We start from the raw sequence: 24690 nt of genomic DNA on the forward strand, positions 1-24690 counted from the left end.
GTCATTGCTCACTGAGATGGGGCGGAAGGTGGTGACGACCGCTGGCCGCTGATTCATCGAGCGCGGCCACCGCGCGGTACAGCTCGCGTTTGAGCACCTTGCCGCTGGACCCCAACGGGAACCCGGTGACGAACTCCACCCGGCGCGGGTACTTGTACGCGGCGAGGCGCTCCTTCCCCCACGTCACCAACTCCTGCGCGAGCTCGGCTCCGGGCGCGGCCCCGGACCTCGGCACCACCACGGCGCACACCTCCTCGCCGTGACGCTCGTGCGGCACGCCGATGACCGCGACCTGCGCGATTTTCGGGTGCCCCACCAGCACTTGCTCGACCTCGCGCGGGTAGACCTTGTAGCCCCCGCGCACGACCACGTCCTTCTTGCGGTCGACCAGGCGCAAGTAGCCCTCGTCGTCGAGCACGCCGACGTCGCCGGACCGCAACCAGCCGTCCACGAGCACCTCGGCGGTGGCCTCCGGCCGGTTGAGGTAGCCCAACATCACGTTGTGGCCGCTGATCACGACCTCGCCGGGCTCACCGGCGGGCAGCAGCTCGATCCGACCCTCGACCTCGGGCCGGGCGATGGCCACCCGCACGCCCCAGATCGGTTTGCCGACCGTGCCGGGTCTGCTCGGCCACGCCTTCTGGTTGTAGGCGACCACGGGCGAGGTCTCGGTCAGCCCGTAGCCCTCGTACACCCGGCAGCCGAAGGTGCGCTCGACGTCCTCCAGCACCTCGACCGGCAGGGCGGCACCGCCGGAGAAGACCCGGTCCAGCTTCGGTCGCCCCGAGGCAGTGGCGTCGAGCAGCGCGAGGTACATCGTCGGCACGCCCATGAACACCGTGCAGCCGTGCGCGATCATCAGCCGGATTGCCTCGGGACCGTCGAAGCGCGGCATCAGCACCATCGTCGCGCTCGCGGCGAAGCAGGTGAGCATGCCGCAGACCTGGCCGAAGGTGTGGAACAGCGGCAGAGCGCCGAGCAGCACGTCGTCCGGCCCGAAGTCGAACGGCGAGCGCACCGTGGTGCCGACGTTCAGCACGACGTTGAGGTGGCTCAGCATCGCGCCCTTCGGTCGGCCGGTGGTCCCCGAGGTGTAGAGCACCAGCGCGAGGTCCCCCGGTTCGCGCGGGAGGTAGGAGTCGATCGGTTCGGCCGGCGCGAGCAGCTCCTCGCACAGCACCTCGACCGTCCTCGGCGCGCTGCCCACAAGGGACGGATCGGTCGCCAGCGCAACGGCTCCGGAGTCCTCCAGCACGTAGGCGATCTCGGCGGTTCTGAGCAGCACGTTGACCGGCACCGGCACGGCACCGAGCGCGAGCGCGCCGAAGTAGACCGCCGCGAAGTGCGGGGTGTTCGGCAGCAGCAGCGCGACCCGGTCACCGGGCCCGACATCGTGCGCCCGCAGCACCGCCGCGCAGGACCGCGCCCGCCGCCACAGCTCGCGGTAGGTGACCCGCTCGGCACCGGACACGATCGCCGGGTGCTCCGGCCGCCGCCCGGCCGACTCGGCGAGGATCGCCGCCACGGACACGGTCATCGCAGCACCTTCTTGTCCGGCTTGCCCGCCTGGTCGAGCGGCAGTTCGGCGCGGAACCGGATGTTCGCGGGCGCGTGGCCGGGCGTCAACGCCTCGCCGACGTGGTGGATCAGCTCGTGGGACGTCACCTCGGAGCCGGACCGGGGCACCACCACGGCACAGGTGTGCTCGACCCGGTTCTCGTCGGTGACCCCGAACACCGCGGCCTGCCGCACGTCCGGGTGCGCCAGCAGCGCGTTTTCCACGGCGACCGGGTGGACCCGGATACCCTTGGTCTTGATCACCTCCGACATCCGGCCGCTCAGCGTCAGGTAACCGCGCTCGTCGAAACGGCCGAGATCGCCGGTGCGCAGCCAGCCGTCGCTGTCGAACGCGCTCGCGGTCAGCTCGGGGTCGTGCCAGTAGCCGAGCATCACCAGCGGTGAGCGCACCCGCACCTCGCCCACCTCGCCGATCGGCATCCGTTGCGCGGAAAGGGGGTCGCGCACCTCGACTGCGCCGACCACCGGCCGTCCGGCGGTGGCCAGCAGGCTCGCGTCGCGGTGGTCGGCGGGTGCCAGCTCGGTGATCGGCCCGACCTCGCTGGTGCCGTAGGCCTGGACGAGCACGTCGCCGAACACCCGCACCGCCTCGGCCAGCCTCGCCGGTGCCGCCGGGCAGCCCGCGTAGGTGAGGGTGCGCAGGCTCGTCAAGTCCGTAGTCCGCACGTCGGGGTGTTCCAGCAGCGCGTATAGCTGCGGCGGCGACACGGCCATCCTGGTGACCCCGTACCGGGCCACGGCGGCGAGCGCCGCGTTGGAGTCGAACCCGGGGTGCAGGACGACCGAACCCCCTGCGGCCAGCGCCAGGTCGGTGAGCGCGCCGCTGGAGTGGCTCAGCGGCAACGTGGACAGGTAGACGGTGTCCGGGTCCGCTGCCAACCCCCGCAGCACCGCCCGCCGCACCCCGAACGACATCGCGACTCCCTTGGGAGCGCCGGTGGTGCCGCTGGTGTAGGTGACCGTGGCCGGCCGCTCGGGCTCGACGTCCTCGACCACGGGCCGGGTGCCGGGGCCTGCCGACAGGTCGAGCACGTCGTCACCGAGTGCCTCCAGCGCCACCAGGCCCGGCGGTTCGGCGAGCGTCCCGCACAACGCCCGCGCGGTCGCCAGGTGGTCGGCGTCGACGGCGAGCAGCGCGAGCCGGGCGGTGTCCTGCAACGCGCCCACGTCGATGCGGTCCAGCGGGTCGACCGCGTTGGCCGTCTGGAGGTGCACCGCCGTGGCACCGATGAGGTTTGCCGCGTACCGCAGCACGATGGTGCCCGGCGTGTTCGTGGTCGTCAGCAGCCCTACCGCCGCTGGTCCCCGTACCCGGGCACGCATACCGCCTGCCGCACGGCCGATCGCGGCGATGAGCGCCCCCGCGCTGATCGCGTCCCCCTGCCACCACAGCACTGTCCGCGCGGGATCGCGGGCCAGCACCTCCACCAGGTCGCTGACGTAGTTCCCGCTCATGAGCCCGCTCCCCAGTCGCTGGATCCGCCTCGACACCGGTAAGTGGGCACGGTCTTCTTCGCTCCCGACTCGGTGCGGCGGGAGGTAGCTGCGATCCACGCCACTCACGATGCGATTTCCGTCCAGGCAGCGCCAGAGCACGAGAGCGGATCACTCCGACGAGCCAACCATCGGGTGAGCTGGTCACCGATTCTCACCGTGGGTGGCCTTCTCACCGTCTCATCGCCTCCTGCCGGTCTGTGGTCGATTCGGTGAGCACGAATCGGCGTACCGCGCGGCGCAGTTGGGTTTTTTGATAACCGTCGTTGCGGCGGCCGGTCGTCCTTGATATTGGTTCTACGAAGACGCCCGCACTCAAGGACACCACCGCGGATCACCTCGACCCCGGAGCCCTCGTTTCGAGGATGTGCCCATGGACCACGACTCCGCCCCGCTGGAACTCGATGACGCGTTCGTGCAGGACCCTTACCCGGTGTACGCGAAGCTCAGCGCCGAAGGCTCGGCGCACCGGGTGGTGATGCCGCCTGGAGCCCCGCTGTGCGGTGGATTGCGGGTCTGGCTGATCACCGGCTACGAGACTGTGCGCTCCGCACTGGCCGATCCCCGGCTGAGCACCGACCTCGCCAGGATCGACGGGCTGTTCGCGCAGAAGGAGCCGGATCGCGGCAAGCGCGGCGGTTTCTCCTCGGCCCTGGCCAGCCACATGATGCACACCGACCCACCGGACCACACCAGGTTGCGCAAGCTCGTGAGCAAGGCTTTCACCAGCCGCGCCGTCGACGCGCTCCGGCCGGAGATCGAGAAGATCACCCACGGCCTGGTCGACGCCCTCCCGGACCGCGAAACGGTGGACCTGCTGGACGCCTTCGCGTTCCCGCTGCCGATCCGGGTGATCTGCCTGCTGCTGGGCGTCCCGGTCGAGGAGCAGGAGGACTTCAAGTCCTGGTCCAGGAAACTCGTCTCCGGCGACTCCCCCGAGGCTGCCGCCGCCGCCGCGACCGCAGTGGCCGAGTACCTCGGCGAACTGATCGAGCGCAAGCGCCGCGCGACCACCGACGACGTGCTCACCGCCTTGATCTCGGCGCACGACGTCGACGACCGGCTGACCGGGACCGAACTGGTCTCGACGGCCTACCTGCTGTTCATCGCCGGTTTCGAGACCACCCTCAACGCCCTCGGCAACGGCACGCTCCACCTGGTGCGGAACCCGGACCAGTGGGAGGCACTGCGCGAGGACCGCTCCCTGCTCCCCGGTGCGGTCGAGGAGTTCCTGAGGCTGGAGAGCCCGCTGAAGCACGCCACCTTCCGCTGCGCGACGGAGTCCCTGAGCATCGGTGGCGTGGAGATCCCGGCCGGCGACTTCGTCCTGCCGGCGATCGCCGCCGCCAACCGTGACCCGCAGCGCTTCGGTGATCCACACGCGCTCGACGTCCGCCGGCCCGTCACCGGCCACCTGGCCTTCGGACACGGCGTGCACCACTGCCTCGGGGCACCGCTGGCCAGGGTGGAGGTGCAGGTGGCGTTCGATGCCCTGCTCGACGCGTTCCCCACCATGAGGCTCGCCGTCGACCCCGACGACCTGCGGTGGCGCAACAGCACGATCATCCGGGGGCTCGACTCACTGCCGGTGCGGCTCAACCGCCACTAGGCACTCCCCCGCACCGGCGTGCTGACCGGGTCCCCCCTGCCTTCCGGTTTTCAGGCTGCACGGCCAGAAAGGGCGACGCACCAATGCTCATCTGCGGGATCAAGGCATCACACGACGGCGGGGTCGCCGTCATCGAGAACGGTCGCCTCCTCTTCAGCCACGAGGTCGAGAAGCTGCGCAACGGCGAACGCTACAGCTCCCTCGGAGACCTGGAACGCGTGGCCGAGATCCTCGAAGCGGAAGGTCTGTCACCCACCGACGTCGACCAGTTCGTGGTCGACGGCTGGTACACGAAAGACGCCGCGGGCGAGTTCGCCGTCAACGTGCACGCCGGTGGCTTGCCGGTACAGCTCCGAGTCGCACCGTACGTCGAGAGCCCTGGCGACGGCGGTCCGCTACAACGCCACACGTTCAGCGGCCACGGTTTCGACCACTACGCCAGCTACCCCCACGTCGCCAACCACCTCATCGGCGCGTACTGCTCCAGCCCGTTCGCCGCCAGGGGCGAAGACGCGCTCGTCCTGGTCTGGGACGGCATGATCACGCCGCGCCTCTACCGGGTGCGGGCCGCGACCCGCGAAGTGACCTTCGTCGAAGCCCTCATGCCCGTCTTCGGAGGCAGCTTCGCGGCCTTCTGCGCGCGGTTCGAACCGTACCTGCGCGAGACCGACGACATGGCGTCGGACCGGGCCATCCGCCACCACCTCTCCGTCGCCGGGAAAGCCATGGCCTACGCCGCCACGGGCCGGGTCGAGACCGGTGCCTTCACCGTCTTCGACGACCTCATGGCCGAGTTCCGCGACCTTCCCGTCGACCGGGTGGGAATCCTGGGGGACAAGGTCGCCGCGAACCGGGACGAGCTGATGCCGGGCTTGTCGAACGCGGACCTCATCGCCACCTACCAGTCCTACCTCAGTGACCACCTGCTCAAGCGGCTCACCTCGGCGGTGCGGAGCCGCCTCCCGGCCGGTGGCCACAACCTGGTGCTCGGCGGTGGTTGTGCGCTGAACATCAAGTGGAACACCGCGATCCGGGCCTGCGGTGTCTTCCAGGAGGTCTTCGTCCCGCCCTTCCCCAACGACGCGGGGGCGGCGATCGGAACAGCGGCCTGCGAGATGTTCCGGCGTGGCCGGACGGCGCTGGCGTGGAACGTCTACAGCGGACCGCGCAGCACCACCGGCACCCTCCCCGACGGGTGGCGCGCACAACCCTGCGACGAGCGGCAACTGGCCGCCCTCCTGCACGCCGAGGACGAACCGGTGGTCGTCCTGTCCGGCCGCGCGGAGCTGGGTCCGCGCGCTCTGGGCAACCGCAGCATCCTCGCGACCGCGACCGGCACCCGGATGAAGGACCGGCTCAACGACATCAAGAACCGCGCCCGGTACCGGCCCGTCGCACCCCTCTGCCTGGAGGAACGCGCGCCGGAGGTCTTCGACCCCGGCACGCCCGACCCCTACATGATCTTCGAGCACCGCATGCGGCCCGGCTGGGCCGAACGCGTCCCGGCGGTCGTCCACCTGGACGGCACGGCCCGGCTCCAGACCATCGCGTCCACTCAGGACACCGCCACGGCGCGCATCCTCGTCGCCTACGCCGAGATCAGCGGAATACCCGTGCTGTGCAACACCAGCGCGAACCTGGAAGGGCGGGGCTTCTTCCCCGACGTGGAGTCGGCGGCCCGGTGGGGTGGAACTCGTTACGTCTGGTCGGAGGGGACGCTGTACACGAATCCCGACGCGGGATGAGCGCTCCATCGCTCGTCTAACCTCGCGATCACGTGATGGGTGAGGTCAAGTCCGGTTCACCTGCACCGTTTCGACGAGATCGTGACCGATGCCCAGGTCGTCGAGCAGCAGCCGCAGCGGTCCGGTGTCCCGCGCGGGTGCCGGACGGGACGCGGCCCACTCGCCCAGTTGGTCGACGCCGATTTCGAAACCACCTTGCGCCGCAACGGTCACCCAGGGTTCCAGGTCTGCGGAGCGGAACGCGGCCAAGCCACTGACGAGCGCTTCGCGGAACGTCTGCTGCTGCGCGCCGTCCAGGTTCCGGTAGAGCGAGCCGCACAGCTCGCGGAACACCACCGCGTGGCCGCTCTCGTCCCGCCGGTGCAGGTCGGTGGTGATCCGGTTCATCGGCTGGATCTCCTGGGCGGTGGCGAGCGCGGAGAGGAACCCGCTGATCGTCGTCTCGGCGGCCAGGGAGAACGCGATGTCGACGATGTCGCGGTCGAACCCGGACAGCCCGACCCGGGCGGCGGCCCGTCCCCTGACCACCGACCAGGCGTCCGGCGCGAACCGCACGCCGGCCAGGTCGCGCCGACGGCGGGTGACGCCGACGGCGTTGTGGCACATCAGGATGTGGTAGTGCTCGTCGATGATCGTCTGGTGCAGCGCGTCGACGGCGACGTCGTCACGCCGGACGGGAACGTCCTCCCGGAGCATCAGTCCGCAGGCCGGGAGGATGATCTCGTCCTCGATGGCGGCGGTCTTGGCGTTGTAGGCGATCCACGCGGCGGACAGGATGCGTGCGCGGGCGTCCCGGTCGAGTCGGTCGGCACCCGGCAGGCCGAGCACCGGCACGAGGTGGTCGGGGAAGTCGGGCAGCGCCGCGTCGAAGTGCCCGTCCAGGTCGAGTTCGTCCTTCTTGACCGCCACCTGTCCGCCCCAGCGACGGGTGAGCTGGACCAACAGGTCGCGCTCGTACTCCTCACGTGTCGCGGTACCGGGCATCGGGACCTCCTTCGGGTGTCGGCACGGGAGCCACCGGCCCCGCGCTGGAATCCGGCGTTGTCGCTCATCGCCGGAAGCCGTCCGCGTCCGACACCGCAGGCGCGCGCCAGGCGCGGAGCGACGACACCGCCTTGAGCACCATCTCCTCATACTCCTCCTGGGCGTCGGAGTCGAGCACGATCGCCCCACCGGCCCCGATGGTCATCCGGTCGCCGACCCGGACGGCCGTGCGGATCACGATGTTCAGGTCAGCGCCGCCGGAGAGGCCGAAGTAGCCGAGGGTGCCGGAGTACACGCCCCTGGCCTCCGTCTCCAGGCCGTCGATGATCTCCATGGTGCGCAGCTTCGGCGCACCGGTCATCGAGCCGCCGGGGAAGCACTGCCGGACGCAGTCCATCGCGCTGACCCCGTCCTTGAGCCGGCCGTGGACGGTGGAGACGAGCTGGTGCACGGTCTGGTAGCTCTCGACGGCCAGGTACGGGTCCACGTCGATGCTGCCCACCTCACACACCCGGCCCAGGTCGTTGCGCAGCAGGTCGACGATCATCAGGTTCTCGGCCTGCGTCTTGGCGCTGGAAGCGAGGGTGGCGGCGATCTCGGCATCGCGCACGGGGTCGGCGTCACGGGCGGCGGTGCCCTTGATCGGCTTGCTGGTGACCGTGCGGTCGCGCTCGATGCGCAAGAAGCGCTCCGGCGACGCGCAGAAGACCGTGACATCGCCGAGGCGCACCAGCGCGGCGTACGGCACCGGGTTCACCCGGCGCAGCCGTTGGTAGAAGGAGGTGTCGTCATCGTGGAACGGCAGGTGCAGCGTGTCGGTCAGGCAGATCTCGTAGCTCTCGCCCAGTTCCAGTTGCCGCCGGCACTCCGCGATGTCCGCCAGGTACTGGTTCCGGCCACGGACCAGGTGCTCCTCGACCTCCGGGGCCAGGTCGGCGGGCGGCATGACGACCGGCTCGGTGTCGGCCGGGCGCAGGCCGACCAGCTCTGCGGACGTCCGGTCCACCCACTCCCGCGCGTCGCGCGCGGTCTTCTCGTCGTGGACGGCCACCAGGTAGGTCAGTCCCTCCTGGTGGTCGACCGCGACGACCCGGTCGGCGAACATCCAGACGGCGTCGGGTGTTTCGGCGGTGTGACGGGCCTCGGCACCGCATTCGGCCTTGAGCTCGTACCCGAAGTAGCCGACGTAGCCACCGGTCAGGTCGAACGGCAGGGCCGGGTCGGGGATGCGCCGGTCGCGCAGCCGCTGATCGAGGACGTCGAACACGCTGCCGGTGGCGAGGCGGACGCCGTCGGCATCGCGCACCTCGACGACTCCGCTGCCGGCGCGACAGGTGAGGACCTCGCTGAGCGGCCCCGACGTGTCTCCGAGGAACGAGAACCGGGACAGGCCGTCCTCCACGCGGCTGCTGTCCAACCAGAAGCAGTGCGGCTGGTCGGCGAACAGCGTCAGGAAGATGGCCTCGGCGTCGGCGGCGGTCCGCACGACCCCGCTCACGACGCCCAGTTCCGCGACGTTGCCGGGGGTGTCGTCGCGTGGCGCGTCCACGGCCTCGGTGAGGGTGATCGACGGCCGCCGCCCGCCTCGCGCCTGGTGGGCCAGGTCGGTGAAGTTCCGCAGGATCTCGCCGCCGCACTGGGAAGCGATCGACTCGGGGTGGAACTGCACGCCCCACTGCGGCCGATCACGGTGGCGCAACGCCATGAGCACACCGTCGTCCGCCCACGCCGTGGCGATGAGCTCCTCGGGTAGCGGCTCCTCGACGCACAGCGAGTGGTAGCGCACCGCGACGAACTCGCGCGGAATGCCCGCGAACAGCGGGTCGTCGTCGTGGGAGACCTTGGCCGGGTGCCCGTGCCTCGGTTCGGGCGCGGCGACCACCGAGGCCCCGGCCAGGTGCGCGATCACCTGGTGTCCGAGGCAGACGCCGAGCACCGGCAACGTGGTGCGGCGCAGCAGGTCGCCGACGAAGCCGATGTCCCGGGCGTGCTGCGGGCGGCCTGCGCCCGGCGCGACGACGATGTTGTCGACGTCCTCCGGCAGCGGGCGGGACAACATCGGATCGTCGTTCACGACGACGACCGGCTCCTGGCCGTTGATCTCGGCGAGGAGCTGGTACAGGTTGAAGGTGTACGAGTCGTAGTTGTCCACCAGCAGTGTGCGCGTCATGGGTCGGCCAAGGTCTTCCCGAGGGTGCGGATGTCGCCTGGCCCCAGGGTGATCCCGAAGACCTCCTCGGGAGCGGACAGCGCCTCGGCCTCGTCGAGCTCGCGGGACGTCGCCGGCTCCCCCGGCCGGATCTCGGTGAGCACGGTGCCGACGAGGACGTGCCGCACCTCGGGCCGCGTGCGCTGGAGGACCATCCGGTGGTTGAACGGCGAGCGCGGGTGCGTGAGGCAGAAGTGGTTGAGGAGCTCGAAGTCCGACGGGTAGCGCACGTCCGTGGTGAAGCCGTAGAGCTCGGTCGGCCCCTCCGGTCGCAGGAACCGCAGCACGTGCTCGCCGGTCGGCTCCCGCACGAGGTCGAACGACCAGTCGCCGTCCGACCGCGCGTTCTCCACGAGCCGGATCGGCTCCTGCGGCCCGTAGCCACCGAAACCCACGTCGTGAAGCCACCGTTCACCGTCGATCTCCACGCACAGGGCCACGTGCAGGGCCGGTCCGAACCTGTTCCCGGTGCGGATGCGCGTCCTGCCGGCGAACGCCGTGAAGGTGAAGCCGATGCGGTCCAGCACGGCCGCCATCAGCACGACCTGTTCCAGGCACCAGCCCCCGCGACCCTGCCGCACGATCTTCTCCTGGACGCTGCCCAGGTCCAGCGGCACCGCCGTGCGCCCGAGCAGCGCGTCGAGGTTGTCGAAGGGGATCGCGTCGACGTGGGCGACGTGCAGGCCCCGCAGCGTGGCGAGGTCCGGAGCCACGTCGCCCAGGTAGCCCACGCGGGTCAGGTAGGCGTCCAGGTCGACGCCGCTCCCCTGCCACACCGACTCGGCCGCACGCGGTTCGTCCGTCATGTGAACTGCCCGGCGACCACGGCCGCGAGGATGATCCAACCGAAGTAGGTGTTGGCGACGAAGGTGTCCCAGCACGACTTCGGGTCGTCCAGGTCCACGCGCACGACCAGGTAGGACAAGAAGCACCCCGCGAGCACGACGATCAGGTAGAACGCCCACCCCACCGGCGTCCGGGAACCGGCCCACAGCACACCGCCGACGCTGAGCACGACGAAGACCGCGAGCCACGCCTTGGTGGCCTTGCCGAACAGCAGGGCGGACGACCTGACACCGATCTTCCGGTCGTACTCCTTGTCCTGGTGGGAGTAGATCGCGTCGTGCACCAAGGTCCAGAACGCCCCGCCGGCGTACAGGCCGTACACCGCAGGCGGGTGGTCCACGCTCCCGGTCACCGCTGTCCAGCCGACCACCACGTAGACGCTCATCACCATCGCCAGGAACGCCGAGGGCCAGAAGAAGACGCGCTTCATGTAGGGGTAGGCGACGATCAGCGGGTACGAGGCCCCGACGACCAGGGCCGCCTCCACGTTCGCCACCGCCAGGACCAGCAGCGCGGCCACGGCCTGTGCGGCGGCGAACAGGAGTGCGTTCCCGACGCCGATCGTCCCCGACGCGACGGGACGGGACGCGGTGCGGGCGACTCGGGCGTCGACGTCCCGGTCCACCGCGTCGTTGACCGAGCAGGCCGCGCCGCGCACCAGCACGGCGGCGACGGCGACGACCACCACCGCCGACGGGTCTGGTCGCTGCCCGGAGGCGAGGGCGACGGCCCACAGCCCCGGAAGCAGGTAGAGCAGGTACCCCGTGGGCCTGTCCAGTCGCATCAACAGCAGGTAGGGGCGGACCGAACCCGGACTTCTCGTGACCACGCCCGCAGACAGCTTGTGCAGCATCAGAATCCCATCACCACGTCACCGGAAGTCGGACCAGCCCGCCGATCAGCGTGTCGTGGCGCAACCTCAGCTCCTCCACACCGACTGCCAGGCGCATGGTCGGGAATCGCGCGACGAGCTGGGCCAGCACCACTTGCAGTTGCATCCGCGCCAGCGCCGCGCCCACGCAGTGGTGCGCGCCGTGCCCGAACGCGAGGCTGCCCGCCGTGTCGCGCGTGACGTCGACCCGCTCGGGGCCGGGGAAGGCCGTCTCGTCGTGGTTGGCCGCGATGATGTTCAGCAGCACGAAGTCGCCGGTCCGGATGGTGACCCCGTCGATCTCGAAGTCCGTCACCGCATAACGGGGCATGCCGCCGTTGTGCGGGTTCGGCATCGACCTCCGCAGGGTTTCTTCGACGGCACCGGGGACGAGGCTCGGATCGTCCAGCAACGCCTGCCACTGCTCGGGGTCGGCCAACAACAGCACCACGCAGGTGCCGATCCGGGCCACCGTGGTCTCATAACCACCGAACAGCAACAACGCCGTCAGCCCGAGGATTTCGTAGTCGGCGATCCCCTCGGTCGCGCAGATCCGGGAGAGCACGTCGTCGCCCGCGTCCTGCCGCTTGCCGGCGACGAGGTGCCGGCAGTAGCCGAGCAACGCGCCCACCCCCCGCTTGGACCTGACCGGGTCCCCGACGTCGGCGGCGTCCTGGATCCACCTGCCGAACCGGTCCTCGTCCTCCTGCGGCACGCCCAACCACTCGCACATCACCTGGATCGGCAGCGACACGGCCAACGCCCGGCGCAGGTCCACCGGTGACTCCTGCCCGGCCAGTTCGTCCAGCAGCCGCCCGGTCACCTTGTCGGCGTAGGACCGCAGCGCCGACATCCGCTCGGGCGCGAAGTGCGGCTCCAGCAGCGCGCGCAACCGGGCGTGGTCGGTGGCGAAGCCGCCCAGCAGGCCGGCGAGGAGCGCTGACCCGCCGTCCCGCGCCGCAGCCTCCGGATCGGGGTTCGAGCGGCTGAGCCGGTCATCGTCGAGCAACTGACGCACCCGGGCGTGCCCGGTGACCAGCCACGCATCGTCACCCCCGGGAGTACGAACCCGGTGGACCGCGCCCCGGGATTGGAGCGTGCGCAACCCTGGCGCGAGTTGCAGCACGTTCGCCTGCTCGAAGGGCAGTTGAACCGGGGTGCTCATCGACGACCTCCACCGGAACCGTGAACGGGCCCGCGCCCAGGTTCGCGGATTGCCCACCGAGGACCCGGCACCGCGTCGATCAGGCCACTGAGCACGCTCACGATCACCCCACATCACCTATTGCGCGGACAGCTCCCGACCTGCACGCAATCCGCATCCCCAGTGGACCTTGGGAATTGGGCGGTAGTTCCGACCGATATCCTGAACGACCCGTTCGGACGTGTCAACGACATGGCCTGAGCGTATTTCGACTTTAGGAAAAACCCCAAAGAAGGCGGCCCGAGACCCGGATCGGACTATTCTGCGGATTGGTGCCCGGTGGGCGACACCAAGGTCGACCGCACAAGTCGTACGCCGGGCGATATCGCACGACACGACCGAGCGCCACCGGGAATGGTTCACGGAGAAGCTGGAGCGAAATGGCTGTACCGGCCGACACCAGGCGCGTGCGGGAAGGCAGGCCGTTCGACCCGTATGGCGCACATCGCGACGACCCGTACTCGTTCCTGGCCGACATCGGAGATGCCGAGCCGGTGTTCTACGCCCCTCTGCTCGACGCGTGGTGCGTCACCCGGCGCGAGGACATGCTCGCCGTGCTGCGGGACGACCGGAGCTTCTCGGCACGCGACCACAACCCCCGCCCCACGGTCGCGCTGCCCGAGGACGTCAGCCGGATGTTCCGCACGTGGCGCGGCGCTGGTGCCGTGGCTGTCGGCTCGCTCGACCCGCCCGAGCACGCCAGGATCAGGGAGGTGCTCAACGCCGGTTTCACGCCGGCCAGGGTCAGGGCGTTCGAACCCGCGATGCGTGCGATCGCCACCGGCCTCCTCGACCGTGCTGCGGTCGAGGAGGAGTTCGACTTCATCTCGGCGTTCGCCGTTCCGTACTCCCTTGAGGTGATCTGCCGACGCCTCGGGGTCCCGAACGAGTACCTCGCCCGCTGCCGGACGTGGTCCGAGCAGCGCATCGAACTCATGATGTTGCAGCGCGAGGCCGATCCCGACCGGCTGCGCGCCTGCGCCCAAGGACTGGTGGACTTCGGGGCGTTCGCCCGTTCGCTCGTGCGGGAACGGCTGGCCTCACCACGGGACGACCTGATCAGCGAACTGCTCCACGACGGCAAGGCGGGCCACACGCTCACCGCCGACGAGGTTTCCGTGCAGGTACCCACCCTGATCTTCGCGGGACACATGACCTGCGCCGAAGCGCTGGGCACGATCCTCTTCCAGCAACTCCGGTCACCCGGCGGCTGGGCCGAGGTCGTCGACGGCACGATCGCCCCACGGGACCTCGTCGAGGAGGGGTTGCGGGTCGACAGCCCGCTGGCGGGCATGTACCGGACCGCGATCCGTGACGTGGTGGTCGGCGACGTCCACCTGGCTGCGGGGAGCCGGCTGCTCCTGCTGTACGGGGCGGCGGGCCGGGACTCTCGCGCCCACGCGTGTCCGGCCGCGTTCAGTCCGGGCAGCCGGTCTGCCACGCACCTCGCGTTCGGGCACGGCATCCACTTCTGCCTCGGAGCGGGCTTCGCCCGCGCGGAACTGGAGATCGCGGTACGGGCCATCGCCGCCGGGGTGCCGGGTCTGTCCCTGGTGCCGGGGCCGCCGCCACGTCATCGGCCGGTGTTCCCGCTGCGGGCGTTGACCGAGTTGCGGGTACGGCGGTGAGGACGGACATCCGCGTGCGTCGGGCCGACCCGCTCGGCCTGCGCCGAGGTGTGGCGCAGGCCGGGGACGGCGGTCACGCGCGGACTGCGGTCAGGAACAGGTAGCCGCTCTCCGGGGTGATCGCGGACAAACGCATGAAGTCGATGAGCGAGGTGGCCTGTTCCGCGCCGACCAGATCGACCAGCCTGTCGCGGACGGTGTCCACGGCGTCGGCCATGAGCGCGAGGGTGCGGGAGCAGTTGTCGCTGATGTCCCGGATCTCGACGTCGACGAAACCGTTGGCGGCCAACGCCGTCCGGTACTCGTCCACGGTGCCCAGGGAGCGCACCGCGTAGTTCTCGCAGATGTGGTCGAGGAGCAGGCGTCCCCGGGGGCTGACCGGGCCGCGCTCGATGACGTCGGCGACGGCGAGGCGTCCGCCGGGACGCAGGACGCGGGCGATCTCGGAGAGCACCTGGCCCCGGTCGGGCATGTGCCACATCGACTCCAACGCCCAGGCCGCGTCGAACGAGCCGTCGGGGAAGGGCATGTCCATCGCGTCCGTGAACTGGAACACGGCCCGGTCGGAGAGCCCGGCCGCAGCCGCGTGTTCCGTGGCCCGCGCCACCTGGACGTGACTGACGGAGATGCCCACCACGTTCACGTCACGAGCGCGGACGAGCCGCAGCGCGGGATGGCCGATGCCGCAGCCGACGTCCAGGACCCGTTGGCCGGGCCGCGCGGCGAGACCCGAGATCATCATGTCGGTCAGGCGGTCCGTGGCTTCTTCGACGGAGCTGTCGTCGGCGTCGTTCTCCCAGTAGCCGTAGTGGATGTTGGGTCCCCACGCGGAACCGTAGATCTGACCGATGCCGTCGTACATGTCGGCGACGTCGCTGGGAGCGGGAGACTGTCTGAGCGCCATGAAGAACTCCGTATCGTCGTGGAGGTGGCGGGAAGTCGGCGGCGGTGCGGCCTTGCCCGCGCGTGGTCGTGCCGGTGCGCCGGCGCGGATTTCGCGAGCCGACCGCCCGACGCTGTCGCCGTTCATCTCGATGGGGGGCTTGTCCGCTCCGCGCTCGGCCCGGAAACCCGGGCGAGCGCCTTCGCTCACGTCAGCTCGAAGCGCAGGAAACCCAGGCGCAAGCCCCCTGCCTGCCATTCAGCGCCCAACGCCTGGTTCGCCATCAGCGATATCCTCAACTGCCTGCGGTCCGCCGCCGAAAGGCTGCTGTCACCGTCCAGCACCGCCTTCGTCCAGGCGGTGCTCTCCTCCCAGAACGGGAGGGTCTCCGACGTGGCGTCGACTTCATCGACCAGTTCGAACCCCGCGGATCGCGCGGCTTCCGCGTAGTCGAGCACGGTGGCCGGCTTCGTGTAGAAGTACTCGGCCCACACGTCGGCCCCGCGAGGGCGGGTGAGGAACACCTCTTCGACGCACACGTTCCCGCCGGGGCGGAGCACGCGCGCCAGGCGCTCGAACCACCGGGTGCGGTTGAAGTACCCGCTGCTCTCGATCGCCACGGCCGCGTCGTAGGGACCGTCCACGGGGAGTTGCATCGCATCGCAGACCAGCGTGCGGACCTTCCGGTCCACTCCGCATTCCCGCGCGAAGCCGTCGACTATCGGCGCGTGTTCCGGCGCGTTGGTGACCGCCGTGACGTCCGCCCCGTATTCCTGCGCCCAGAAGATCGAGCCGCCGCCAAGACCGCAGCCGATGTCCAGGATTCTCCCGGACAGCCGGTGTTCGGCACCCCAGATCTTGGCCGCGTACCGCAACAAACCCTCTTGGTGGAGTCGAATGCTGCGACGGATGGCATCCGGCGTCGTGCCGCGAGCACGCAGCGGCCGTGCCGAGGAGGGGTAGTAACCCACGTGGTAGTGAATCCTGGGGCCGGGCCCGTACTTGCGCACGAGCCTGGCTGTTTTCTCGTCGTAGTACCGACCGACCAGTTTTACCTCGTCCTGCGGGTCCAGCAGCGTTTGCGGTGAACTTGAGAACTCATCCAGATCCGACACGGTCACTTCTCCAGGGCTCGGATGCCGACGAGGTCGGCCGACTTCAGGGGCACCTGACAACATGCTCTTCGCGCCTGACCGCCCGAACCGCAGTCGCGCACCACCGCGCGTCAGTTCACGGTGTCACAGGCAACACGCGGGGGCCACGAATCCGTTCGCAGCAGTTCGAGGACGAATGCCTTCGAGACCAGCGAGACCCGATTCGGCACCTGGAGCTTGTCGGACATGACGCGGACGTGGTAGTCGATGGTCTTCGCGCTGAAGTACAACTCCCTCGACAGCCGCCCGCTGGAGAAGCCGGCCGCGACACCCTCCAGGATTTTGGCCTGGAGGGCACTGAGCGTCCAGCAGGTGACCGGCCGGCGTGCTCCGTGGTCGGCAGAGCCGGCCATTCCCCCGACCACCGGACCGGAGAGCACCTGCCCGACACCGTCCTCCCGGGCGCAGCCCGAGCGGTGTTCGCAAATCAGCACGTCGTTCTGCCCGATATACATGACACCCATCCATTCCCGTACAGCCGGCCAGGTCAGGAGTGCACGACAAGTCCGCGCTGCACCGCCTCCCCGGGTACCGGACATGTCGTGGGGATATCCGGCGGAACAGCGCCTGACCGGCGCGAACCGAGCTCTCCGGAACTCGAACGCCCGCGTCGGCGGTGAGCGGCTTCGATCGAGACGCCCGAGTTGATGATTTCTTGCCGAGCACCGGAGTTCCGGCCGAAGCTGGACAAGTCCTGGTGCCGGTGACGAAGGCCGACCCGTCACGCTCGTGGAGGCAACGGGTCGGCGTCGGCGTCGAGGGGCGGCAGAGTCCGACGATCCACGGGCGGATGCGGAACCCCGTCCTCGGCCGTTCCCGACGTGCGGTCTACAGAGGGCCGTAGAGCCAGTTGCCGTCCGCGTCCGGGTCCTCGCTCGTCCAGAACTCGACGATGGCCGTGCGGACGTCCTCGGCCCGCAGGTGGCCGTCGGCGTCGCGGTCGAGACGACGGAACGCCTGCTCGTTGTCCTGGTGAGCAGTCCTGCCCATGCCCCGCGCCAGCGTGGTGTACTCGTCGAGGCTGAGGTGGTCCTCGCGTTCGGCGTCGAACAGGTCGTACCAGGCGGCGGCGCTGCGGTGGAGCGCGTCGACGAGCCCGTCGGAGTCGCGGTCGATGGCGGCGCGGATGCCGCGCTCGTAATCGGCCGCGGTCAGCTTGCCGTCGCCGTCCTCGTCCGCCTCCCGCAGGTACTGGTCCCAGACGTGGTGCAGCGACTCCTTCAGCTTCCGCACTTTTTCCGGCTGCGCGGAGAAGGGGGCGGCCAGGGCGTCGGCGCGGGCGGAAATGTCGTCCGCCGTCACGTAGCCGTCCTGATCACTGTCGAGCATTCGGAACATGTGTTGCAGCTTGCGGCTGAGAATGGAAGTGGTGGTAGTGGTCACGGTCGGTTCTCCTCGTCAATTCTTGATCGGCCGTGATGGCCGGCTTCGTTGGTCGCCCGGAAAAATGATCAAGGACCGGATGTCCGCCCGACGTGCGGCACAGTGCTCGAACCGGTCGTCGACGGTCGCTGCCGAGGTTGTGGAACCGACACTGGGACCGCATAACCCCGGTAAAGGATGTCGACACTGCCACATTGGCCGACACCCCCTGTCGAACTGCGCATTCCATGCGTTGTCGTGATCGAACCCGAACCGCCCGCCGAAGTCGAACGTGGCGATGATTTCGGGCCGACCCGCGCTCCAGCATGCGCGGCGCGTCGCGCTCGCGGAACGACGAAGCGCGCCCTCCACTCGAATGTGCGATGCGCGCGCCCGCCGGCCGTCACCATTGGCGCTTCACCTGAAAAGCCTAGTTGGCGACAGCCAGGGCCCGTCGGGCCGTGACCTGTTGTATGCGTTCGACCGAGCGCCTGCTCCACGTCGGTATGTCCGGTGCTCGATCGGAGTCCGGTCCCACCGGCAGTTGAGCACGCTCAGCAATCGAGGTCCGCTCGCCACATCCCCTGTTCGAGTTCACACCTTGACGCAGGGCGTCCCTGTGTCATTGCCGGCCAACAGCGGCACCGGCGTAGTTGCGTTGACCTGTCCGCCCTCATGAGGGGTCGCGTGGACCGCGCATCCCGGAAATTGGATGCCAGTGACAGTTAGTGCAACTGTTGTCACTCCCCGCTGCCCCCCCCAGTCACACAGGCACCGCCACCAGCTCACGCCGGAGCCGCACCCGAGTTCTCCGGGCAGGTGTTCCCGGCCGATGCCGGCGTGCAGCTCCCAGGATCAGGCCACGAGTGGTCACCGCAGCGGATGCGATCCCCCGTGCCGGAGGCTCCGTACAACGTTCGAGCAGGTCCTCACACCGCGACCCGAGGCCGTCGACAGTCCACAGTGGACCGTTAACCCCGGCTCCCGCGCGCCCACCGCGACGACACCCGGGGCACGGGCTCGTCGCTGTGATCTTGATCCTGTGCGCTCGACCGGTTTCGACACCGCGTCGGGCGGGCATTCGCGGGTATGAGCACCGACGACAAGTTCGACGCCAAGTCCGACGAACTCAAGGGCAAGGTCAAGGAGACGGTGGGTGACGCCACCAACAACCGCGATCTGGAGGCCGAGGGCCGGGGCGACCAGGTCAAGGGCAACCTCAAGCAGGCTGCCGAGAAGGTCAAGGACGCGTTCAAGAGCTGACGTGCGCGCGGATGGGGCCGGAGCGAGTCAATCGCCCCGGCCCCATCGACGTCGACAGGTGAAAACGGGTCCTGCGCACGCGGTGAACGAACCCCGCGCGGCTCACGGCCGGTCGAGCTGCGGGCCGAGGTGCGTCGTGATGGCGTCGATGCTCGGGAAGTCCCAGGCCAGCGTGGGCTCCACCAGGACGCCCCACCGTTCTTCGATGTCGACGCACAATCCCATGGCGTGCGCGGAGTCGAAGCCGAGGGAGCGCAGCGGCACTTCGGTGCCGACCTGGGACGGCGGCAGTTCCAGGTATCCCGCCACGGCGTCGACGAGCCAGGCCCTCAACGACTCGTCAGACATGGGACCCCTTCGAGGTGGCGACGATGGCGGCTACCGCAGGTGTCGGCACGCTGCGCAGTGCCGACAGCCCACCTTCGAGGAACAGGTCACGCATGTGCCCCCGGCGGACCTTGCCGCTCGTGGTGTGGCGGATCGTGTTCGACCGGACGACGACGATGCTCACGGCCACGCCGAACTGCCTGGTCAGGGCGTCGAGAACGGCCTCCGCGAACTCGCCCGGGTCGCCCCGCGCGGCGCGGCGCATCTCCTGCACCAGCACGACGTGCTCCCCCGAATCGGCGTCCCGCACGCCGAAGGCCGCGCCCCTGCCCGCGTCCGGGTGCGCCTCCAGCGCCGCGAACTCGATGTCGTGCGGGTACAGGTTCCGGCCACGGACGATGATGAGCTCCTTCAGCCGTCCGGTGACGTAGAGCTGTCCGCCGAGGACGAATCCCAGGTCGCCGGTCCGCAGCCACCGACCGTCCGGGCCGGTGACGAACGTGGCGCGCGTGGCGGCGGGGTCGCCGTGGTAGCCGGCCGCCAGGCTGGGCCCGGCCACCCTGATCTCGCCGATCGTGCCGTCGTCCACCGCGACGCCCGTGGCCGGGTCCGCGACGCGCACCTCCATCCCGCCCGGCTCGCCGCAGCCGACCAGCGGCACGCCGTCGGCGTCCGACGTGGCCACGACCTCGCCGGCGGCCAGCGACGCCGGGGTGAACGACCGGACGGTCGGCCCGAGGCCGCGTGAGGTGCAGGTGACCACCAGGGTGGACTCGGCGAGCCCGTACCCCGGGTTCAACGCGGTGCGGCGGAACCCGACCGGGGCGAACCGGTGCACGAACGCGTCCAGCGTGGCGGGCCGGACCGGTTCGGCTCCGCTGACCGCCATCGTCAGGCAGGACAGGTCGAGTCCGGCGAGTTCCTGGTCGCCGACCCGGCGGGTCGCCCACGCGTAGCCGAAGTCGGGGGCGGCGGTCCAGTCCACCCGGTGATCGCTGATCGCGCGCAGCCAGCGGATCGGACGGGCGATCACCGCTTCCGGGGAGAGCAGCACCAGGTCGGCCCCCGCGTGCAGGGCCTGCAACTGGAGCCCGACGAGCCCCATGTCGTGGTGGTGCGGCAGCCAGCCGCCGATCCGCCGGACCGGGACGTCGCCGCTGATCTTCCCGAACAGCTCCAGGTTGTGCGTCAGGCTGCCGTGGGTGACCTCGACGCCGCGCGGTCGGCTGGTCGACCCGGAGGTGTACTGGAGGTAGGCGACGGTGTCCGCGTCCACCTCGGGCAGCTCCCCGGGGGCGGCGGTCTCGTCGAAGGTGCGCGCCGACAAACCGCCCAGCGCGGCCACGTGCGCCTCGTCGGTGAGCACCAACCGCGCACCCGAGTCCTCGACCAGGCGGTCCACCCGGTCCACCCGCGAGGACCCCGACAGCGGCAGGGGCGCGGGCACCGCCACGGCACGCGCGTAGAGGCAGCCGAGGAACGCGACGAGGAAGTCCAGTCCGGCGGGGTAGAGCAGCAGCACCGGCTTGCCCGCCATCCCGGCTGCGGTCAGCCAGGCCGCCACGGCCCTGGCCCGCCGGTCGAGTCGGAGGTGGGTCAGCTCGACCGGCGGCCGTCCGTCGGGGAGGTGGGTGACCTTCCGGTCGGCGCGCGGGCGGGCCCGGAAGCGGGTGACGAAGTCCGTCATTCGGGGAGCCCTTCGCGGACGTACCAGGAGATGAGGAGGTCGAGGACCCGAGGGGTGACGGGTGGCGGCTCGGCGTCCTGGTGGGACTCGAACTCGTACTCGTGGCGGAAGTAGGGGGAGGTGAACTTGCACCGCATGTTGACGATCGCCTCGAACCTGCCGAAGGGCTCGGCTTCGACGTCCTCGGCGGTGGCGGCGACCAGCTCGACGGGCAGGTGCGCGGAGATCGCGGCGAACAGGTCGGCCACCGGCACCGCGACCGGGGGCACGAGGTGCCGCACCGGCCGGTCTGCCGGACCGCTCGCCAGCGCCAGCATCCGGTCCACGGTGCCGTCGACCGGGGTGAGGTGCAGGGCCGCCCCCGGGTGGCAGACGAAGCGGACGCGTTGGCCGGGGGTGCGTCTCGCGAACAGCGCGATGACCCGGAGGAAGTCGTAGATGCCGAGGTCGGACAGCGCTCGGCCGGTACCGGAGTGGCCGACCATGACACCCAAACGGGCGACCAGCACACCACCCTCTTGCACTAGTCCGGTCTGCGAGAGTGCGACTTCGGCCAGTCTCTTGGAGTGCTCGTAGTCATTTCTGAACTCGGACGGGTGACCGAATTCAGGCCATTGCTCCAGCGCTTTACCCTGAGTAGTGCCATTTTGGTAGGCCGTGCTGACGTGGACGTACCGGGAACCCGATTTCGCGTACTTCGCGAACGCGGCAGCGGTATGGGCCGAGCCGACCACGTTCACCGCGCGCAACTCGGCCTCACGACGCGGGAAGAACGTGATGAGGGCAGCGCTGTGCCAATAGGTGCACGGTTCCGCGAACACCTCGGACAGCGCGATACCGAGGTCGCTTTCCGCCAGCGAGAACGGTCTGACCTGCACCTTCTTCGCCATGGCGGGGTCCAGGTGCAGGGTGGCCAAAGCGTCGGAGACCTTCCTCCTGACTACTTCCTCGCTGGCGCGCGCCAAAGCGACCACCGAGTCACCGCGCGCCAAGAGCGTGCCGATGAGGTGGGAGGCCACGAATCCATTGGCTCCGTCTACCACGTGGTCAGCCACCGAGCCACCTTCGCGTGGTCGCATCGTGGACAGTAGCGTTCACGCGGCCAGCGTAATGCACCTCCGAGAAAGGACCGCACCCCGTGCTCAACGAACTGCTGAAGCGGAAACTCGCACACCTCTTCGCCCTGCTGGACGTGGATGACGACGGCACCATCGACAGGATGGACTACACGGCGTCCGCCGACCGGCTCGTCACCGCGTTCGGGTACGCGCCGGGCTCGCCCCAGAGCGAGCTCGTCCGGGACCGCTACAACACGCTGTGGGAAGCGGTCACGCGGCCGATGGACACCGACGGGGACGACCGCGTCGACGTCGACGAGTACTCCTCGGGCATGGACCGGTTCGTGACCACGTCCGAGGCGGGCTACCAGACCCACATCGCACCGATCGCCGACGCCTTCTACGACCTGATGGACGTCGACGGCGACGGCCGGATCACCAGGACCGAGTACGTGCGCATGACGGCCAGCGCCTTCCGCCTGTCCGAGGACGCGGGCAACGCCGCGTTCGACAAGCTCGACCTGGACGGCAACGGCCGGATCGACCGCGCCGAGCTCCACGCCGCCAACGAGCAGTTCTTCCGCAGCCCGGAGGAGGACGCCAGGGGGAACTGGATCTTCGGCCCGATCGCCGCCTGACCCGCCACCCCGGGACTCGGACCACTCCGGATCACCGCGGTCGGGCCGTACTCGGCGAGAACGCTCGGGGAAGACGCACCGGGCCGGGTGGTAGCGCCGGCGCTACGACCCGGCCCGAACCCGGAGGTCGTGCCCGAGAGGGGCCAGGCCGGAGGGCACCGTGCGCACGATCCACGGGCGCGACCGATCCCCGCCGGCGGCAGTCGGCCGGGCTTCCGGCGGTCAGCCTCCCGGGCGGACGAGTCCCGCGTCGTAGGCGAACACGATCGCCGCAGCGCGATCACGTGCGCCGAGTTTCGCGAACAGGCTGCCCACGTGGGTTTTGATCGTGGATTCAGCCAGGTTCAGCCGAGCCGCGATCTCGTGGTTGGCCGCCCCGCGCGCCATCAGGCGCAGTACGTCGAGTTCCCGCTCGGAGAGCGTGCCGGTGCGGTCGCCGCGACGATCCGGTGGCCGGCGCAGGCTCCGGTAGGAGTCGAGGATCGGGCCGAGCAGGGTGCCGTCGATCCAGGTACCGCCCGAGGCGACGGTGCGCACCGCTTCGATCAGGTTCTCGGGCGTCGCGGACTTGAGCTCGAACCCCGAGGCTCCGGCGTCGACCGCGGACCAGAGCATGTCCTCGTCGCCGAAGGTGGTGAGGACGCAGACCGGCGGCCCACCCGCGGCCCGCACCCGTCGCGTCGCCTCGATCCCGTCCACCTCGGCCATGCGCACGTCCATGCACACCACGTCGGGCGTCCACCGGGAGACGGCGCTGACGACCTCGCCGCCGTCGGCGCACTCCCCCACCACCCTGATGTCCGGCCGGGTGCCCAGGACCAGCGCCAGCCCGGCGCGCACCATCGGCTGGTCGTCCACCAGGAGCACGCCGATCACGCGGGCGCTCCGGACAGGCGGAGGGGCAGGCCGGCCAGGACCACCCAGCGGGTCAGCTCCGGCCCTGCCTCGAAGGTGCCGTCGACCGCCCCGACCCGGTGTTCGAGCCCGGTCAGGCCCATCCCGGCCCCGGCGCGCGGAGCACCTGCGCGAAGCGCGCTCTCGACCCGGACGGTGACCCGGTCGTGGGTTATGCCGATGCGGATCACCGCCTCCGGTGAACGGGCGTGCTTGGCGACGTTGGTGAGGGCTTCCCGCAGCACGTCGCGCAGCACGATGCGCGGTGCGGCCGACACCGCGTCCAGGTCGCCGTCGACCTCGACGCGGACGCGCATCCCGGCCGCGCGGTAGCCGTCCACCAGGAGGTCGAGATCACCGGGTTCGGCCGGTTCCAGCGACCGGGCACCCCGGTGCATGAGCATCAGTGCCTGGCGCAGTTCGTCCATGCCCCGCCGGCCGACGGTCTCGGCCTGCCGCAGTGCGTCGACCGCGCCGGCGGTCCGGGTGGGGGAGGAATCGAGGATCATCCGCGCTCCGGACAGGTGGAGGAGTACGACGCTGAAGCTGTGCCCGACGAGGTCGTGCAGTTCCCGCGCGATGCGCTGGCGGTCTTCGGTCACGGCGGCCTCGGCCAGCCTGGTGCGGGTGCGTTCCAGCTCGTCGATGAGGGCCCACTGCCGGCGGACCACGTGGCCGAGGCCCCAGCCGATCAGCAGCCCGCCGAGCCAGATCCAGCCGCCGATCCCCCGGTGCCAGCCGTTGGTGTCGAGGACCCGGATCAGGAACGGCGACACCAGGCACAGCACCGTCACCACGTGGTCGAGCCGGCGCGGTGGGCCGGCGGCGACCACGGCCAGCGCGACGGTCACCACGAGGTAGGCGCTCTGGGTCACCAGGGCGGCGTCGCCGACGACGGTCGGGACCGCCACCCAGGAGAGCAGCAGCCAACCGGGCATCGACCGCCAGAACACCCGCACGACCAGCGCCGGGAGCATCACCAGGGCGAGGATCCAGCCCCAGTCCAGGGCGTACGCGAGGTTGAGCACCCCGGCACCGGTGCCCAGCACGGCCGCACCGGCGACGAACCGGTCGCGATCGCGGAGCGGCGAGGGCATACCCCGGAATCCTAGGCCGCGCCCGACCCGGCACGCGCCCGCCTCCTCCTGCGGTAGGAGGCGCGACGTCGCCCGGTACCGGAGACCCGGTGCACGAGGTACCCAGCGCCGAGGACAACGGGTCCGGTGGCTCCTAGTTTTTGCAGGGCACTCATCGGC

At 70.1% G+C, this 24690-nt stretch carries 21 protein-coding genes; 5 read left to right on the forward strand and 16 right to left on the reverse strand.

Features of this window, described 5'->3' with window-relative positions; translation table 11 throughout:
- Position 1: 1 nt before the first annotated feature.
- Positions 2-1537 (reverse strand): long-chain fatty acid--CoA ligase, encoded by a 1536-nt coding sequence (locus AB0G01_RS22065; protein WP_360948330.1) that lies wholly within the window; start codon positions 1535-1537, stop codon positions 2-4.
- Positions 1534-3033 carry an AMP-binding protein gene (locus AB0G01_RS22070; RefSeq protein ID WP_360948332.1) on the reverse strand — a complete coding sequence of 500 codons (1500 nt, stop codon included), beginning with the start codon at positions 3031-3033 and terminating at the stop codon, positions 1534-1536. Before AB0G01_RS22070 ends, AB0G01_RS22065 begins: the two co-directional genes overlap by 4 nt.
- A gap of 412 nt (positions 3034-3445) precedes the next feature.
- On the opposite strand from AB0G01_RS22070, the gene AB0G01_RS22075 reads away from it, so the two are divergent.
- Both AB0G01_RS22075 and AB0G01_RS22080 read left to right on the forward strand, forming a co-directional pair.
- Positions 3446-4681, forward strand: a complete 1236-nt coding sequence (locus AB0G01_RS22075) for a cytochrome P450 (protein WP_360948334.1) — start codon at positions 3446-3448, stop codon at positions 4679-4681.
- Positions 4682-4764: 83 nt separating this feature from the next.
- Positions 4765-6426: a carbamoyltransferase N-terminal domain-containing protein gene (locus AB0G01_RS22080; protein WP_360948336.1), complete on the forward strand. Its 1662-nt coding sequence runs from the start codon at positions 4765-4767 to the stop codon at positions 6424-6426.
- Between the two features lie 45 nt (positions 6427-6471).
- Here the strand turns inward: AB0G01_RS22080 and AB0G01_RS22085 are convergent, their stop codons facing one another.
- The 5 genes from AB0G01_RS22085 to AB0G01_RS22105 form a co-directional block, all read right to left on the reverse strand.
- Entirely contained in the window at positions 6472-7410 is a 939-nt protein-coding gene (locus tag AB0G01_RS22085) for a diiron oxygenase (RefSeq protein WP_360948338.1), read from the reverse strand.
- Between the two features lie 64 nt (positions 7411-7474).
- Entirely contained in the window at positions 7475-9580 is a 2106-nt protein-coding gene (gene pabB / locus AB0G01_RS22090; protein ID WP_360948340.1) for an aminodeoxychorismate synthase component I, read from the reverse strand.
- Entirely contained in the window at positions 9577-10425 is an 849-nt protein-coding gene (locus AB0G01_RS22095; protein WP_360948342.1) for an arylamine N-acetyltransferase, read from the reverse strand. The genes pabB and AB0G01_RS22095 overlap by 4 nt, the downstream gene beginning before the upstream one ends.
- Positions 10422-11318 (reverse strand): UbiA family prenyltransferase, encoded by an 897-nt coding sequence (locus tag AB0G01_RS22100; RefSeq protein WP_360948344.1) that lies wholly within the window; start codon positions 11316-11318, stop codon positions 10422-10424. The genes AB0G01_RS22095 and AB0G01_RS22100 overlap by 4 nt, the downstream gene beginning before the upstream one ends.
- Before the next feature lie 10 nt (positions 11319-11328).
- A complete protein-coding gene (locus tag AB0G01_RS22105; RefSeq protein ID WP_360948346.1) occupies positions 11329-12501 on the reverse strand; it encodes a cytochrome P450 in 1173 nt (390 codons plus the stop codon).
- A 419-nt stretch (positions 12502-12920) separates the two neighbouring features.
- Here AB0G01_RS22105 and AB0G01_RS22110 point away from each other — a divergent pair, with 419 nt between their 5' ends.
- Positions 12921-14168 carry a cytochrome P450 gene (locus tag AB0G01_RS22110; protein WP_360948348.1) on the forward strand — a complete coding sequence of 416 codons (1248 nt, stop codon included), beginning with the start codon at positions 12921-12923 and terminating at the stop codon, positions 14166-14168.
- Positions 14169-14241: 73 nt separating this feature from the next.
- Here the strand turns inward: AB0G01_RS22110 and AB0G01_RS22115 are convergent, their stop codons facing one another.
- From AB0G01_RS22115 to AB0G01_RS22130, 4 genes are all read right to left on the reverse strand, one after another.
- Positions 14242-15072, reverse strand: a complete 831-nt coding sequence (locus tag AB0G01_RS22115; protein ID WP_360948350.1) for a methyltransferase domain-containing protein — start codon at positions 15070-15072, stop codon at positions 14242-14244.
- 185 nt (positions 15073-15257) lie between these two features.
- Entirely contained in the window at positions 15258-16166 is a 909-nt protein-coding gene (locus AB0G01_RS22120; RefSeq protein ID WP_360948352.1) for a methyltransferase domain-containing protein, read from the reverse strand.
- 110 nt (positions 16167-16276) lie between these two features.
- Complete coding sequence (locus AB0G01_RS22125; RefSeq protein ID WP_360948354.1) at positions 16277-16660, reverse strand: LuxR C-terminal-related transcriptional regulator; 384 nt, start codon at positions 16658-16660, stop codon at positions 16277-16279.
- A gap of 373 nt (positions 16661-17033) precedes the next feature.
- The gene (locus AB0G01_RS22130) at positions 17034-17588 is read right to left on the reverse strand and encodes an EF-hand domain-containing protein (protein WP_360948356.1); all 555 of its coding nucleotides are present in this window, start codon (positions 17586-17588) and stop codon (positions 17034-17036) included.
- A 1068-nt stretch (positions 17589-18656) separates the two neighbouring features.
- On the opposite strand from AB0G01_RS22130, the gene AB0G01_RS22135 reads away from it, so the two are divergent.
- On the forward strand, positions 18657-18830 hold the full coding sequence (locus tag AB0G01_RS22135) for a CsbD family protein (protein WP_360948358.1): 174 nt from the start codon (positions 18657-18659) through the stop codon (positions 18828-18830).
- A 102-nt stretch (positions 18831-18932) separates the two neighbouring features.
- On the opposite strand, the gene AB0G01_RS22140 is transcribed toward AB0G01_RS22135, so the two are convergent.
- Genes AB0G01_RS22140 through AB0G01_RS22150 form a run of 3 tightly spaced genes read right to left on the reverse strand, consistent with a single transcriptional unit; the run spans position 18933 to position 21899 of the window.
- The gene (locus tag AB0G01_RS22140; protein WP_360948360.1) at positions 18933-19178 is read right to left on the reverse strand and encodes an acyl carrier protein; all 246 of its coding nucleotides are present in this window, start codon (positions 19176-19178) and stop codon (positions 18933-18935) included.
- Positions 19171-20844: a fatty acyl-AMP ligase gene (locus AB0G01_RS22145; protein ID WP_360948362.1), complete on the reverse strand. Its 1674-nt coding sequence runs from the start codon at positions 20842-20844 to the stop codon at positions 19171-19173. The genes AB0G01_RS22140 and AB0G01_RS22145 overlap by 8 nt, the downstream gene beginning before the upstream one ends.
- Positions 20841-21899: an SDR family oxidoreductase gene (locus tag AB0G01_RS22150; RefSeq protein ID WP_360948364.1), complete on the reverse strand. Its 1059-nt coding sequence runs from the start codon at positions 21897-21899 to the stop codon at positions 20841-20843. Before AB0G01_RS22150 ends, AB0G01_RS22145 begins: the two co-directional genes overlap by 4 nt.
- 83 nt (positions 21900-21982) lie before the next feature.
- On the opposite strand from AB0G01_RS22150, the gene AB0G01_RS22155 reads away from it, so the two are divergent.
- Positions 21983-22540: a hypothetical protein gene (locus AB0G01_RS22155; RefSeq protein WP_360948366.1), complete on the forward strand. Its 558-nt coding sequence runs from the start codon at positions 21983-21985 to the stop codon at positions 22538-22540.
- 222 nt (positions 22541-22762) lie between these two features.
- Here the strand turns inward: AB0G01_RS22155 and AB0G01_RS22160 are convergent, their stop codons facing one another.
- Together AB0G01_RS22160 and AB0G01_RS22165 are read right to left on the reverse strand one after the other, a co-directional pair.
- Positions 22763-23416 (reverse strand): response regulator transcription factor, encoded by a 654-nt coding sequence (locus AB0G01_RS22160; RefSeq protein WP_360948368.1) that lies wholly within the window; start codon positions 23414-23416, stop codon positions 22763-22765.
- Positions 23413-24531 (reverse strand): histidine kinase, encoded by a 1119-nt coding sequence (locus AB0G01_RS22165; RefSeq protein ID WP_360948370.1) that lies wholly within the window; start codon positions 24529-24531, stop codon positions 23413-23415. Before AB0G01_RS22165 ends, AB0G01_RS22160 begins: the two co-directional genes overlap by 4 nt.
- Positions 24532-24690: the final 159 nt, after the last annotated feature.

This window comes from Actinosynnema sp. NPDC023587, from assembly GCF_040640215.1.
GTDB lineage: Bacteria > Actinomycetota > Actinomycetes > Mycobacteriales > Pseudonocardiaceae > Actinosynnema.